Genomic DNA, 12,910 nt, shown 5'->3' on the forward strand with positions numbered 1-12,910 from the left:
ACCGCGTTCAGTCGGGCACCAGGATCGTTTCGCGTGCGGCCGGTTGGGCCTGGGGGAAATCCTGGTTGTAATGCAGGCCCCGGCTTTCGCGCCGGGCGCGGGCGCTTTGCACGATCAGGTCTGCAGCCTGGAGCAGGTTGCGCAGTTCGATCAGGTCGGCCGTGACGCGCACGTTGCCATAGTATTCGTTGATCTCGCTTTGCAGCAAGGCGATGCGGTGGGCCGCCCGTTCCAGCCGCTTGTTGGTGCGCACGATCCCCACGTAGTTCCACATGAACCGGCGCAGCTCGGTCCAGTTCTGCTTGACCACCACGTCCTCGTCGGAATCGGCCACACGGCTTTCGTCCCAGCCGCGCACTTCGGGCGGTGGGGTGAATTCATCCCAGCGGTCGAGGATGTCGCGCGCCGCGGCATCACCGAACACGAAGCATTCGAGCAGGCTGTTCGACGCCAGGCGGTTGGCTCCGTGCAGCCCGCTTTCCGAACATTCGCCCACGGCATAGAGCCCGGCCAGGTCGGTGCGCCCGGCGAGGTCCACCAGCACGCCGCCGCAGGTATAGTGCTGCGCGGGCACCACCGGGATCGGCTCGCGCGTCATGTCGATGCCCAGACCGAGCAGGCGCTCATAGATATTGGGGAAGTGGCCGCGAACGAATTCGGGGTCCTTGTGGCTGATATCGAGGTGGACATAGTCCAGCCCCAGGCGCTTGATCTCGTGGTCGATCGCGCGGGCCACCACGTCGCGCGGGGCCAGTTCCTCGCGCGGGTCGAAGCGGGGCATGAAGCGCTCGCCGCCGCCCGGGAAGCCCGGCGGGATCTTGAGGTGCCCGCCTTCGCCGCGCACCGCCTCGGTGATCAGGAAGTTCTTGACCTCCAGATTATAGAGGCACGTGGGGTGGAACTGCATGAATTCCATGTTGGAAACGCGGCATCCCGCGCGCCAGGCCATGGCGATGCCATCCCCCGTGGCGCCGCGTGGCGCCGTGCTGAACAGATAAGTGCGTCCGGCGCCCCCGGTCGCCAGGATCGTGGCGCGCGCCGTCAGGCATTCCACTTTGCCGGTCGCCGTGTTGAGCGCATAGACACCCCACACGCGGCGATCGCCCTTGGGGTGGGCACGGTGCCGGTCGGTGACCAGGTCGATCGCCACCATGTCGGGCTTCAGGGTGATGTTGGGATGGGCCGTGGCAGCGCGGATCAGCGCCTGCTGCACGGCCGCGCCCGTGGCATCGTCAACATGCACGATGCGGCGGTGCGAATGGCCGCCCTCGCGCGTGAGATGCAAGCTACCGGCCTCTTCGTTGAACGGCACGCCGATCTGGGCGAGGCGGGCGATCGCCTCGGGCGCATGCTCCACCACGTGTTCCACCGTTTCGCGGCGGTTGAGGCCGCAACCGGCGATCATCGTGTCGCGCACGTGATCCTCGAAAGTGTCACCTTCGTCGAGTACGGCGGCAATGCCGCCCTGTGCCCAGGCGGTGGAACCACCATCGAGCCGGCCCTTGGCCAGCACGACCACGCGGCAGCGCTCGGCCAGGACCAGCGCGGCCGTGAGGCCCGCCGCGCCCGAGCCGATGATGAGAACGTCGTGCGCGCTCATGACCGGGCCTTGCGATGAAGGGGGCGATGGAGGGGGCGAACGAAGGGGGGAAGGGTGATCACGCGCGCCTCTTTGCCTCCGCCCGGGCAGTTTGAAAAGCCATTTGGCGCCAGCACGGCGATCGACCAGGCTCTCGGGCGTGCGGCAGAGTTAACTTAAGATATAGAAAACTGATAATTTCACTTCGTGTTTTATCTACAGAATGTTATGACGCAGAAGCTCATAAAATGCCATTCGGAGTCGGGCGGAAAAAATGATATTCGGTCGCGTCCTTTGCCTGTTCAACCGCCATCGTCCCCAACGGGATAAGATCACCTGGGACGGCATTAACTATCATTCCGATTGTGCCCACTGCGGCAAGCGGATCTATCGCCGCCAAGGCGGCGGCTGGCGGGCCATGCGCGTGGCGTTGATCACAGCAAAGGACCCGCAGGCCCAATAACGCGGCGGCCAAGCCTTGGCCCAGCAAGAAGGGGCGGGTCCTTCGTGGACCTCGCCCCTTCTTGCTGGGCGTGCGTCAATCGCCGCGCCAGACCCACCCGTGGTGGGTGGTTTCAGGCCTGGGTCGTCAGGCTGACGAACACGTCTTCCAGATCGGCTTCGCGGGTCGACACGTCGAGGATCTGCACGCCCAGCGCCTGGACCAGGCCAAGCACTTCGCCGGCGTTGCTGCGATCCTTGTCGTAAGTGATCTCTACCTGTCTTTCGTTAAGGGTAGACTTGATGAAGGCCGGATGCTGCGGGGCCTGTTCCAGCGGCTTGTCGAGCGTCAGCACCACGACCTTCTCCCGCGCCATACCCACCAGTTCGCGCGTGGGCTTGTTGGCGATCAGCCGGCCGTGGTTGATGATGGCGATGCGGTCGCACAGTTGCTCGGCTTCTTCCAGGTAGTGCGTGGTCAGCACCACGGTCACGCCCCCGGCGTTGAGTTCGGCAACCAGTTCCCACAGTTGGCGACGCAGTTCCACGTCCACCCCGGCGGTCGGCTCGTCGAGCACGAGGATCGGCGGGGTGTGGACCATCGCCTTGGCGATCAGCAGGCGGCGCTTCATCCCGCCCGACAGCGAGCGCGAATAGGCCTTGGCCTTGTCAGCCAGGTGCACCGCGCGCAGCAGTTCCATCGACCGGCGCAAATGCTTGGGCACGCCATAGAGCCCGGCCTGGATATCGAGCACCTCGATCGGGGTGAAGAACGGATCGAACACGATTTCCTGCGGCACGATGCCGATCGCGGCCTTGGCGTTGCGCCGGTCGGCATCGATATCGTGCCCCCAGATTTCCACCGTGCCCGAGGTTTTCAGGACAAGGCCCGCCAGCGTATTGATCAGGGTGGACTTGCCCGCGCCATTGGGACCGAGCAGGCCGAAGATCTGCCCGCGCGGCACATCGAAACTCACCCCTTCCAGCGCCAGCTTGGCCGGCGACTTGCCAGTGGCGGCATAGCGCTTGACCAGGTCGCGGATGCGGATCGCAGGTTCGGGCAGGGCGGCGGTGGAGAGTTCGGGGCTGGATGCAGGGGCGTTCATGGCGGGCTTCCTGCATCCCATTTTCGGCAAGGTAAAGGATTCAATCGGGGCAAAACGGCAATTGTGCGGCGCGGTGGCATTTGCTAGGCGGCGGGCATGATCCAGCCACCCGAAACGATCTTCACCGATGCCACCCGCGTGAGCTGCGACGGGTCGAGCGGCATCCGCACCACCGGCGCGTTCAAGCCTTCGGCGCTTGGCCATCCGCGCGTCTGGATGGAAATCGACGAAAAGGGCTACGTCGATTGCGGCTATTGCGACAAGCGCTTCGTGCTCAAGGGCGGCCCGGCCGACACCGGCGAGACCCAGGCCGCCTGATTTTGCGCGCCGCTTGATTTTCGGCGGTGATCCGCCCGCTGGTGCTGGCCAGCGGCGCGGGCGATGCCTATATCGGCAGCATGACGCTTTCTGCCGACACCCGCTCGCTGCTCTATCGCCCCGGCTTGCTCACCCCCGATGACGCGCAACGCCTTGTGCGCGGCGCGCTGGGCGCATGCGACGATGGCGAGCTGTTCCTGCAATTCGTGGCCAGCGAAAGCTTCGGCTTTGACGACGGGCGGCTGAAAACCGCCGACTATTCGCGCGATGCCGGGTTCGGCCTGCGCGGCGTTTCGGGCGAGATGACCGGCTTTGCCCACGCCAACGAGGTTTCCGCTGCGGCCATTGCCCGCGCCGGCGAAACGCTCAAGCTGCTCGATCCCGCCAAGGGCCAGCCCGCCCCACCGCCGCGCCACAACAACCGCCACCTCTACACCGATGCTTCGCCGCTCGATGGCGTGCCGTTCGAGGCCAAGGTGCGCCTGCTCGAACAGATCGACGCCGCCGCCCGTGCCCGCGATCCGCGCGTGGTGCAGGTTTCGGCGTCGCTCGCGGGGTCGTGGTCGGTGGTGGAAGTGGTGCGGGCCGATGGCTTTGTCGCGCATGACGTGCGCCCGCTGGTGCGCCTGAACGTGAGCGTGGTGGTGGAAGAGAACGGCCGGCGCGAGACCGGCTCGTTCGGCATCGGCGGCCGCCGGCTTTACGATGACTTGTTCCTGCCCGAAACCTGGAACCGGGGAATCGACCAGGCGCTGCACCAGGCGCTGGTCAACCTTTCGGCCGTTGCCGCACCGGCCGGCGAAATGACCGTGCTGGTCGGCCCCGGCTGGCCCGGCGTGCTGCTGCACGAGGCGGTCGGCCACGGCCTTGAAGGCGATTTCAACCGCAAGGGCACCAGCGCCTTTTCCGGCCGCATCGGCCAGCGCGTGGCCGCGCCAGGCGTGACCGTGGTGGACGATGGCACGCTGCTGGGCGTGGGGCAGCAGGGGCGGCGCGGCTCGCTCTCCATCGACGACGAAGGCACCCCGACCCAGGAAAACGTGCTGATCGAGGATGGCATCCTCAAGGGCTATATCCACGACCGCCTCAACGCCCGGCTGATGGGCGTGGCGCCCACCGGCAATGGCCGGCGCGAAAGCTATGCCCATGCGCCCATGCCACGCATGACCAACACCTTCATGCGCGGCGGGAACGACGATCCGGCCGAACTGCTTTCGCGCGTGAAGGACGGCATCTTTGCCAAGTCGTTCGGCGGCGGCCAGGTGGATATCACCAGCGGCAAGTTCGTGTTCACCTGTACCGAGGCCTATCGCGTCAAGGATGGCAAGCTGGGCGATCCGATCAAGGGCGCCACCCTGATCGGCGACGGGCCCAGCGTGCTTACCCGCGCGACCGGCATCGGCAACGATTTCGCGCTGGACGAAGGCGTGGGCGTATGCGGCAAGGGCGGGCAAAGCGTGCCGGCGGGCGTGGGCCAGCCCAGCGTGCTGGTGGCAGGGCTGACCGTGGGTGGCACGGGTTGAGACCCGATTTTCAGCACGCGTTCAGCGGGGACGTGGTATTCTCTCGTCATTGAGAATCGATTTTTCGAAGCAAGAGGCGAATCATGATGAAGCAGGCAAAAATGCTGGCTCTTTCGCTCGCCGTCGGCGGCATGGTGCTGGCCGGGACCGTGGCAGACGCCAAGCCCAAGCTGACCCCGCAGCAGGAACTGGACAAGCGCCTTGAAGGCCGCGTGCCGGGCAAGCCGGTGGATTGCATCTACATGCCCACCGTTTCGGGCAGCCAGGTCTACGACAAGACGGCCATCGTCTATGATTCGGGCCGCACGCTCTATGTCCAGAAGCCGCGCACCGGCGTCGAATCGCTGCGCAGCGATGATATCCTGGTCACCCGGTTGACCGGATCGGAGCTTTGCGCGATCGACACCGTGCAGCTGCGTGATCGCACCAGTGGGTTCTGGCGCGGCTTTGTCGGCCTCGACAAGTTCGTGCCCTATACCAAGCCGGCCAAGGTCGCCCAGGCAGACTGAAGCGCATGACCCCGCGCTTGTGGGCGCAGGATCTCCTGCACTTCTGGTTTGTCGGGCTTTCGCCCCAGGCGCGCTTTGCCAGCGATCCGGCGATCGACGCGCTGATCGTGCGCCGCTTTGCCCCATGGGTGCGCGCGATGGCGACGCAGCCGCTGGCCAGTCTGGCGAGAGACCGCGATACCTTGCGCGCAGCCGTGCTGCTGTTTGACCAGGTGCCGCGCAACGCCTGGCGCGGCAGCGCGCGCGCCTTTGCCTACGATGCCCGCGCCGTCGCGCTGACCCGCCTGGCCTTGCGCCGCGGGTGGGATCGCGGCCTTGACCGCGACGCGCGGCAATTTCTGCTGATGCCCCTGATGCACAGCGAAAGCCGCGCGGACCAGCGCGAGAGCGTGGCCCGCTTCACCGCGCTGGGCGACAGCCGGATTCGCCGCTTTGCCTTGGCCCATGCCCGCATGGTCTTGCGCTTTGGCCGCTTTCCCCATCGCAATGCCGTGCTCGGCCGCAGCAGCACGCCGGCCGAACAGCGCGCTGTCGCCGCCGGGAACCATTGGTAGAAATTGCCGCACGGTCGCTTTATGCAGCGGGCATGACTACGCCCCATCCTGCCAAACTGCGCCTTGCCACCCCCGACGATGCCCTGCCGCTGGCGGCCCTGGCCCGTCGCGCCATTTCCGCCAAGTTCGAGCATCTCTATGCGCCCGAAGACTTTGCCGCCTTCATGGAAGAGGCGCACGCCGACGAGGTCACGGCGCGGCAGATCGTCGATCCGGGCATGCGCGTGGCGGTGATCGAGGACGATGGGCAGCTGGTGGCATTCTGCAAGCTGGTCTTGGACAGCACCCTGCCGCGCGAATACAGCCATCCGCAACGGCCGCTCGAATTGAAGCAGCTCTATACCGATCCCGATCGCATCGGCGGCGGGTTGGGGCGCCAGTTGATGGATTGGGCCATGGCCACCGCGCGCGCGTCCGGGGCCGACGAGATCCAGCTGACGGTCTATAGCGGCAACCCCGATGCGCAGCGCTTTTACCACCGCTTTGGCTTTGAAAAGATTGCCGATATCGAATTCTGGGTGGGCAACCACTGTGATCCGGAATTCCTCTATGCCTGCAAACTCTGACAGCCCTTCTTGGCGGGTGGCGCTGGGGCAAGGCTGCGGGTATAAGCCCAGGTCATGAGCGAGATCCGTCCCTGGCGCACCATCGTGCGCCGCCAGAGCCGCCAGATCATGGTGGGCAGCGTGCCGGTTGGCGGCGATGCCCCGATCACCGTGCAGACCATGACCAACACCCCGACGGAAGACGCGGTGGCGACGATCGACCAGATCCGCCGCTGCGAGGATGCCGGGGCGGACCTGATCCGCGTTTCCTGTCCCGACGTGCCGAGCACGGCGGCGCTGGGCAAGATCGTGAAGGCATCGCGCATTCCGATCATCGCCGACATCCATTTCCACTACAAGCGCGCGCTTGAAGCCGCCGACGCGGGCGCGGCGTGCCTGCGCATCAACCCCGGCAACATCGGTTCGGCCGATCGCGTGGCCGAAGTGGTGCGCGCGGCCAAGGCCAATGGCTGTGCCATCCGTATCGGCGTGAACGGCGGCAGCCTGGAACGCCATCTGCTGGAAAAGTATGGCGAGCCGTGCCCCGAAGCGCTGGTGGAATCGGCGCTCGACCATATCAAGCTGCTGCAGGACCACGATTTCCACGAATACAAAGTGGCGGTGAAGGCCTCTGACGTGTTCCTGGCGGTTTCGGCCTACATGGGCCTGGCCGAAGCGGTGGATTGCCCGCTGCACCTGGGGATCACCGAGGCCGGCGGGTTGATCGGTGGCACGGTGAAATCGGCGATCGGCATCGGCAACCTGCTGTGGGCCGGCATCGGCGATACCTTGCGCGTCTCGCTTTCGGCCGAGCCGGAAGAGGAGGTGCGCGTCGGCTTTGAAATCCTCAAGAGCCTGGGCCTGCGCACGCGCGGCGTGCGCGTGGTCTCGTGCCCCAGTTGCGCCCGCCAGGGTTTCGACGTGATCCGCACGGTAGAGGCGCTGGAAGCGCGGCTGCAGCATATCAAGACGCCCATTTCGCTCTCGGTGCTGGGCTGCGTGGTCAATGGCCCGGGCGAGGCGCGCGAAACCGACATCGGCCTGACCGGCGGCGGCAATGGCAAGCACATGGTCTATCTTTCGGGCGTGACCGATCACACCGTGCAGTCCGAAGAGATGCTCGATCACATCGTTGCGCTGGTGGAGGCCAAGGCGGCGGAAATGGAAGCGGCAGCCGATGCGGCAGCGGCGGCCAAAGTGGGTGAACCTGCAGAGTGAAGCCGCTGGCATGGCTGCTGGCTGCGCCGCTCGTCGCTGCGGCGGCGCCCGCTGTGGCGCAGGATGCCTTCCAGGCCGGCCTGGCCCGGTTCGAGCAGGGCGATACCAGCGTCGACGCGCGCGCCCTGCGCTGGCAGAACCGCGCGCGGCTGGGCGGCGCGGTGCCCGAATGGGACCAGGCCCAGGCCGCCTGGGCCACGATCGAGCGCGATCCGGCACGCAGCCTCGCCCTGGCGCAGGCGCAACGGCAGATCGACCCGCTCAATCTCAACGCGCTCTATCTGGAAGAGCAGGCCCTGCCGCGCCTGGGCCGCGCCGATGAAGCGCGCCTGCGCCACAGCCAGATCCTGATCCTGCTGCGCGGCATCACCGGCGGGCAGGACGGTGCCACGCGTGAAAAGGCATGGAACGTGGTGAGCGCGGCGGAAAAGGATACCGCGCTGGCGCTGCTCGGCTTTCTCGTGACGGGCGAGAACACGGTGCGCGAAGCCGGTCATGCCTATGCCGTGATTACCGCCACGCCGCCAACCGGTGGACAGCCCATGACCATCTGGATCGGCGTGGACGGCCTGGTCGGCGCGCCATGACCGCCACATCGATCCGTCCGGCCACGCGCGCCGATCTGCCGCTGATCGCCCAGTTGATCCGCGATCTGGCCGCCTATGAAAAGCTTACCCACGAAGTGCGTTTCGACGAAGCGACGCTGGGCGAGCATCTGTTCGGCCCGCGCCCCATGGCCGAAGTGCTGGTTGCCGAACGGGACGGGCAGGGCGAAGGCTTTGCCTTGTTCTTCCACAATTTCTCTACGTTCGAAGGCAAGCCCGGCATCTATCTGGAAGACCTATACGTGCGGCCGCAAGCGCGCGGGGCGGGGCTGGGCAAGGCGCTGTTGCAGGCGCTGGCCGCCCTTGCCGTGCAGCGCGGCTGCGCGCGGCTGGAATGGTCGGTGCTGGATTGGAACGCGCCGTCTATCGCGTTCTACCGGTCACTGGGCGCGCGGATGATGGACGAATGGCGGATCATGCGGGTAGACAGTGCTGCATTGCAGCAACTGGGGGCTGTGAGGCACGGTTGACTTGTGGTAACCTTGTTCAGCTTTCACCCACGAAAACCATGGCATCATCGCGAGCATGACGCAGAATTCGGCACAGGTTTCCAGCAGCATGCCCGCCGCGGAGGTTTCCCGGCGCGGCTGGCTGCGTGGCGCGCTGGCAGCAGGTGGCGCGCTGATGGGTGCAGCCACGGCGCCGCGGGTCTTTGCCCAGGCCTGGTCGATGCCGGCGCAGCACCGTCGCGTGCTGGACGTGGCAGCCCAGCAGCGCGATCGCGTCGCCAATCTCTTGTGGCATACCGACGTGGTGGGCGTGGCGGATTTTTCGCTGCCGTCGTCGCTGCCGCGTTTCCACTTCGCCAACCTGGAAGCGGGGCGGGTCGATTCGATCCTGGTGGCCCATGGTCGCGGGTCTGATCCCGAACACGATGGCTTCCTGAAGTTCTTTTCCAACCAGCTTAACAGCCTGGCCACTTCGCGCGGCGCGTTCGTCACCAACGAGTGGTATCGTGGCAAATATGGCAGTTCGATCCGCCTGACCGGTGTGGACCCTGACAACAACATGGCCCAGGACCGGGCCATCGTTGTCCACCCGGCCTGGTACGCCAATCCCGACATGCTGGAAAAATGGGGCAAGCTGGGCCGTAGCGATGGCTGCTTCGCCATGCCCGAGGCGGATTTCGCCACGGCCTTGTGGAGGCTGGCGGCCGGGCGCCTGATCTATGCCGACCGGCTGGGATTTGCTTGAAACAGGGACCGGCGAACGTTCAGAAGTCGATCGCGATCCCGTTCTTTTCCCAATCGCCATAGCGGGTTGGGTCGAGCCCGTCGGGATCGTCGCCGCGTTCGACCACGCGCGGTGGCGGGGCCGGCGCGTCGGTCCAGTGGGCGGGCTTGGCAAAAGGCGCGGGGCGCTGAGTCGCGCGCTGCCGGTTGGCGGGAAGCGGCTTGTCCATGCCGCGTGCCATGCGCTTTTGCCGCCGCGCGCGCAATTGCCAAATGGGGCATAAGGCGCGATAGGCGCGCAGATGGCCCCTACCCAGAACAACCAGGAAATCCCTGGCGTGCCCGCACGCCGCGCCGCGCTGCGCCTGCTCGATGCCGTGTTGCGGCGGGGCGATCCGCTGGACCAGATGGCGCCCCCGGTGCTGCGCGCGATCGAACGCGGCGATGACCGGGCTCTTGCCATGGCCATCGTCCAGGAAGCGTTGCGCTGGCTGCCCGACCTGGACGCGCTGATCGACAGCGCCACGCAGACCGTGCTGCCCGCCGATGCCAAGGCGCGGGCGGTGCTGCAATTGATGCTGGCGCAGGCGCTGCGCCTGGGCCTGCCGCCGCATGCGGTGATCGCCACCGGCCTGCCGTTGTTGACGGGCGGCCCGCGCCGCCTGGCCCATGGCGTGTTTTCCGCGCTGCTCAAGCGCGGCGCGGCGCTGCCCGATGCGCCCACTTTGCCGCCGGCCGTGGCGCAGCGCTGGGATGCCGCCTGGCCCGGCCGCACCGCCGCGATCGGCGCCGGCATCGCCACGCCGCCGCCGCTGGACCTGAGCCTGCGCGATCCGGCGCAGACCGCGCATTGGGCCCAGGAACTGGGCGGCGTTTCGCTGCTGCCCGGCCATGTGCGCCTGCCGCGCGGCCAGGCGGTGGAAAGCCTGCCGGGCTTTGGACAAGGCGAATGGTGGGTGCAGGATCTGGCCGCCAGCCTGCCTGCGCGCCTGCTGGGTGCGGGGGAAGGGCGCCGCGTGCTGGACTTGTGCGCCGCGCCCGGCGGCAAGACCATGCAACTGGCGGCAGCCGGCTGGGCCGTGACCGCGCTCGACAAGTCCGCCCGCCGGCTGGAGCGGCTTGTCGCCAACCTGGCCCGCACCAGCCTGGCCGTGCAGGTGGTGCAGGGCGATGTCCTGACCTGGCAGGGCGATGCGCCGTTCGATGCCGTGCTGCTCGATGCGCCGTGCAGCGCCACGGGCACCTGCCGCCGCCATCCCGATGTGCTGCACCGCCTGGCCGCGATCGACGATCTTACCCAGTTGCAGGCGCAGATGCTGGCCCGCGCGGCCGATTGGCTGAAGCCGGGCGGCACGCTGGTCTATGCCACCTGCTCGCTCGAACCGGCCGAGGGCGAGGCGCAGGCCGCTGCCTTTACCGCACTTTCGCCCGCGCCGATCGCGGCTGATGAACTGCCCGATGGCATTGCCCCCACCGCGCAAGGCTGGCTGCGCAGCGATCCGGGCATGCTGGCCGATGCCGGCGGGATCGACGGCTTCTTTGCTGCGCGCTGGCACAAGGCATGATCCTGCGCGCGGCCGCGGGCATGGTTTGCATGGCCGGCAATTCATTTTGCCGGCGCGCTTTTTGCCGGTAAGCGAACCTCATGTCTGCCGGCCACCACCATCATCATCACGACCACGCCCATGGGCACCATCACCACGGGCCGGGGCATAGCCATGCTCCCGCCAGTTTCGGGCGGGCCTTTGCGCTGGGCATCGCGCTCAACACCGGTTTCGTGCTGGTGGAAGGCGGCTATGGCATCGCCAGCGGATCGATGGCGCTGGTGGCCGATGCCGGCCACAACTTGTCCGACGTGCTCAGCCTGATCATCGCCTGGGCGGCCAGCGTGCTTTCGGCGCGCCCGCCACAGGGGCGCTTTACTTATGGTTTCAAGTCCAGCTCGATCCTGGCGGCGCTGGGCAATGCCGCGCTGCTGATGGTCGCGCTGGGCGCGATCCTGGTGGAAAGCCTGCGCCGGCTGATGCAGCCAGAGGCCGTTGCGCCCGGCCCGGTGATGATCGTGGCGGGGATCGGCATCGTCATCAACACCGCCACCGCGCTGCTGTTCATGCGCGGCAGCAAGCACGATCTTAACTTGCGCGGCGCCTATCTGCATATGGCCGCCGATGCGGCGGTTTCGGCCGGCGTGGTGCTGGCGGGCCTGGCCATCGCCTTGACCGGCTGGGCCTGGATCGATCCGGCCACCAGCCTGGTCATCGTGGCGGTCATTGCCGTGGGCACCTGGGGGCTGGCGCGCGATTCGCTGAAACTGGGGCTGCAAGCCGTGCCTGAGGGGATCGACCCGGCGCGGGTGAGCGCCGCGCTTGGCGCCTTGCCCGGCGTGGCGCGGGTGCACGATCTGCATATCTGGCCGATGAGCACCACCGAAACGGCGCTTACCGCGCATCTGATCATGCCGGGCGGCCATCCGGGCGACGCGTTCCTGGCCGGCCTGGCGCACGACCTGGAGCACGATTTCGGTATCGGCCACACCACCATCCAGGTGGAAACCGATGACTGCGGGGGTTGTTCGCTGGGCGTTTAAGGCGCAGCCGAGGCGCTTGCCTCGACCGGTACGGTCGCATCGACCAGCGGCGGCGGAGCCGGGCGGCTGTCGAGCATGGCGGCGGCATCGTCGAGCGCGCGGGCTTCGCCGCGGGTTACGCCGCCGGGGCCGGGGTCGCTGTCTTGCTGGCAGGCGGCCAGCAGCAGCGGTAGGGCCAGGATCAGGATAGAGCGCATGGGCAAGGGGCGCGGGCGGCGATCAGGCCGCCCGCGCCACGGGCCTTACATTTGCGGCTTGCTGTTCGCGGCGCCATCGGCCGATTCGGCCGCAGCAGCGGCGGCCTTGGCGGCATCGGCGGCGGCAGCGGCGTTGTCGGCTGCGCTGCGCGCTGCGTCTTCGGGTGTCTGCGCGGCGGCGCTGGTGTCGGCAGCCGGGGCATCGACCGGGGCCGGGGCCGCAGCCGAAACATCGGTGGCGGGCAGTTCGTCGGCCGGCATTTCCACGTTGTCGGGCGTCGCATCGCTCGAAGCGTCGTCCGAATGGCCGCAAGCGGCAAGCGAAAGCGTGGCGGCGCCCAGAACGGCGCCAAAAACGGCCTTCGAGAGGAGCTTCTTCATCGTGGGGGCTTCCTTGTTCATCCTGTCGGCCTTGGGGCCGATCCGTACGCCATGGGTATTATCGGCGCGTCTGCGTCAAGCCAATGGCAAACTTGGTGCGGCATGCCGCCGTGCGACAGGCCGATCGGCCGGTTCGTAAGGGTTGCTTACGGATATAAAGAACTCTTTATATGGA

Annotated in this window: 16 protein-coding genes; 11 read left to right on the forward strand and 5 right to left on the reverse strand. The window is 67.1% G+C overall.

The genetic code is table 11. The features are described from left to right. Positions 1-7: 7 nt before the first annotated feature. Positions 8-1,600 carry an L-aspartate oxidase gene (nadB, locus tag R9J51_RS07540; RefSeq protein ID WP_168553944.1) on the reverse strand — a complete coding sequence of 531 codons (1,593 nt, stop codon included), beginning with the start codon at positions 1,598-1,600 and terminating at the stop codon, positions 8-10. A gap of 554 nt (positions 1,601-2,154) precedes the next feature. Further along, on the reverse strand, positions 2,155-3,126 hold the full coding sequence (locus R9J51_RS07545) for an ABC transporter ATP-binding protein (protein ID WP_168553945.1): 972 nt from the start codon (positions 3,124-3,126) through the stop codon (positions 2,155-2,157). Positions 3,127-3,222: 96 nt separating this feature from the next. Between R9J51_RS07545 and R9J51_RS07550 the strand changes: the two genes are divergently transcribed. The 9 genes from R9J51_RS07550 to R9J51_RS07590 all read left to right on the forward strand — a co-directional run bounded on the left by R9J51_RS07550 (position 3,223) and on the right by R9J51_RS07590 (position 9,592). Beyond that, on the forward strand, positions 3,223-3,444 hold the full coding sequence (locus tag R9J51_RS07550) for a zinc-finger domain-containing protein (RefSeq protein ID WP_168553946.1): 222 nt from the start codon (positions 3,223-3,225) through the stop codon (positions 3,442-3,444). An 80-nt stretch (positions 3,445-3,524) separates the two neighbouring features. Then, positions 3,525-4,967 (forward strand): metalloprotease TldD, encoded by a 1,443-nt coding sequence (tldD, locus tag R9J51_RS07555; protein WP_179506707.1) that lies wholly within the window; start codon positions 3,525-3,527, stop codon positions 4,965-4,967. An 83-nt stretch (positions 4,968-5,050) separates the two neighbouring features. Continuing rightward, on the forward strand, positions 5,051-5,476 hold the full coding sequence (locus tag R9J51_RS07560; RefSeq protein WP_179506298.1) for a hypothetical protein: 426 nt from the start codon (positions 5,051-5,053) through the stop codon (positions 5,474-5,476). A 5-nt stretch (positions 5,477-5,481) separates the two neighbouring features. Next, on the forward strand, positions 5,482-6,030 hold the full coding sequence (locus tag R9J51_RS07565; RefSeq protein ID WP_179506299.1) for a DUF924 family protein: 549 nt from the start codon (positions 5,482-5,484) through the stop codon (positions 6,028-6,030). A 32-nt stretch (positions 6,031-6,062) separates the two neighbouring features. Beyond that, positions 6,063-6,596 (forward strand): GNAT family N-acetyltransferase, encoded by a 534-nt coding sequence (locus R9J51_RS07570; protein ID WP_179506300.1) that lies wholly within the window; start codon positions 6,063-6,065, stop codon positions 6,594-6,596. 54 nt (positions 6,597-6,650) lie between these two features. After that, positions 6,651-7,793 (forward strand): flavodoxin-dependent (E)-4-hydroxy-3-methylbut-2-enyl-diphosphate synthase, encoded by a 1,143-nt coding sequence (gene ispG, locus R9J51_RS07575; RefSeq protein ID WP_179506301.1) that lies wholly within the window; start codon positions 6,651-6,653, stop codon positions 7,791-7,793. After that, positions 7,790-8,380 (forward strand): hypothetical protein, encoded by a 591-nt coding sequence (locus R9J51_RS07580; RefSeq protein WP_169473438.1) that lies wholly within the window; start codon positions 7,790-7,792, stop codon positions 8,378-8,380. The genes ispG and R9J51_RS07580 overlap by 4 nt, the downstream gene beginning before the upstream one ends. Continuing rightward, a complete protein-coding gene (locus R9J51_RS07585; protein ID WP_179506302.1) occupies positions 8,377-8,868 on the forward strand; it encodes a GNAT family N-acetyltransferase in 492 nt (163 codons plus the stop codon). The genes R9J51_RS07580 and R9J51_RS07585 overlap by 4 nt, the downstream gene beginning before the upstream one ends. Positions 8,869-8,923: 55 nt before the next feature. Further along, a complete protein-coding gene (locus R9J51_RS07590) occupies positions 8,924-9,592 on the forward strand; it encodes a murein L,D-transpeptidase catalytic domain-containing protein (protein WP_432787924.1) in 669 nt (222 codons plus the stop codon). Between the two features lie 19 nt (positions 9,593-9,611). On the opposite strand, the gene R9J51_RS07595 is transcribed toward R9J51_RS07590, so the two are convergent. Then, positions 9,612-9,800 (reverse strand): DUF1674 domain-containing protein, encoded by a 189-nt coding sequence (locus tag R9J51_RS07595; RefSeq protein WP_168553952.1) that lies wholly within the window; start codon positions 9,798-9,800, stop codon positions 9,612-9,614. Between the two features lie 72 nt (positions 9,801-9,872). Here R9J51_RS07595 and R9J51_RS07600 point away from each other — a divergent pair, with 72 nt between their 5' ends. Together R9J51_RS07600 and R9J51_RS07605 are read left to right on the forward strand one after the other, a co-directional pair. Beyond that, positions 9,873-11,135, forward strand: a complete 1,263-nt coding sequence (locus R9J51_RS07600) for a methyltransferase domain-containing protein (protein ID WP_179506303.1) — start codon at positions 9,873-9,875, stop codon at positions 11,133-11,135. A gap of 80 nt (positions 11,136-11,215) precedes the next feature. Continuing rightward, positions 11,216-12,157 (forward strand): cation diffusion facilitator family transporter, encoded by a 942-nt coding sequence (locus R9J51_RS07605; protein WP_179506304.1) that lies wholly within the window; start codon positions 11,216-11,218, stop codon positions 12,155-12,157. On the opposite strand, the gene R9J51_RS07610 is transcribed toward R9J51_RS07605, so the two are convergent. Together R9J51_RS07610 and R9J51_RS07615 are read right to left on the reverse strand one after the other, a co-directional pair. Next, positions 12,154-12,354, reverse strand: coding sequence for a hypothetical protein (locus tag R9J51_RS07610; protein WP_179506305.1), 201 nt, complete (start codon positions 12,352-12,354; stop codon positions 12,154-12,156). The two genes, R9J51_RS07605 and R9J51_RS07610, sit on opposite strands and share 4 nt — an antisense overlap. 45 nt (positions 12,355-12,399) lie before the next feature. Beyond that, a complete protein-coding gene (locus R9J51_RS07615) occupies positions 12,400-12,756 on the reverse strand; it encodes a hypothetical protein (protein WP_432787925.1) in 357 nt (118 codons plus the stop codon). Between the last annotated feature and the right edge of the window lie 154 nt (positions 12,757-12,910).

Origin of the sequence: Novosphingobium rhizosphaerae (genome assembly GCF_050920675.1) — a bacterium.
GTDB lineage: Bacteria > Pseudomonadota > Alphaproteobacteria > Sphingomonadales > Sphingomonadaceae > Novosphingobium > Novosphingobium rhizosphaerae.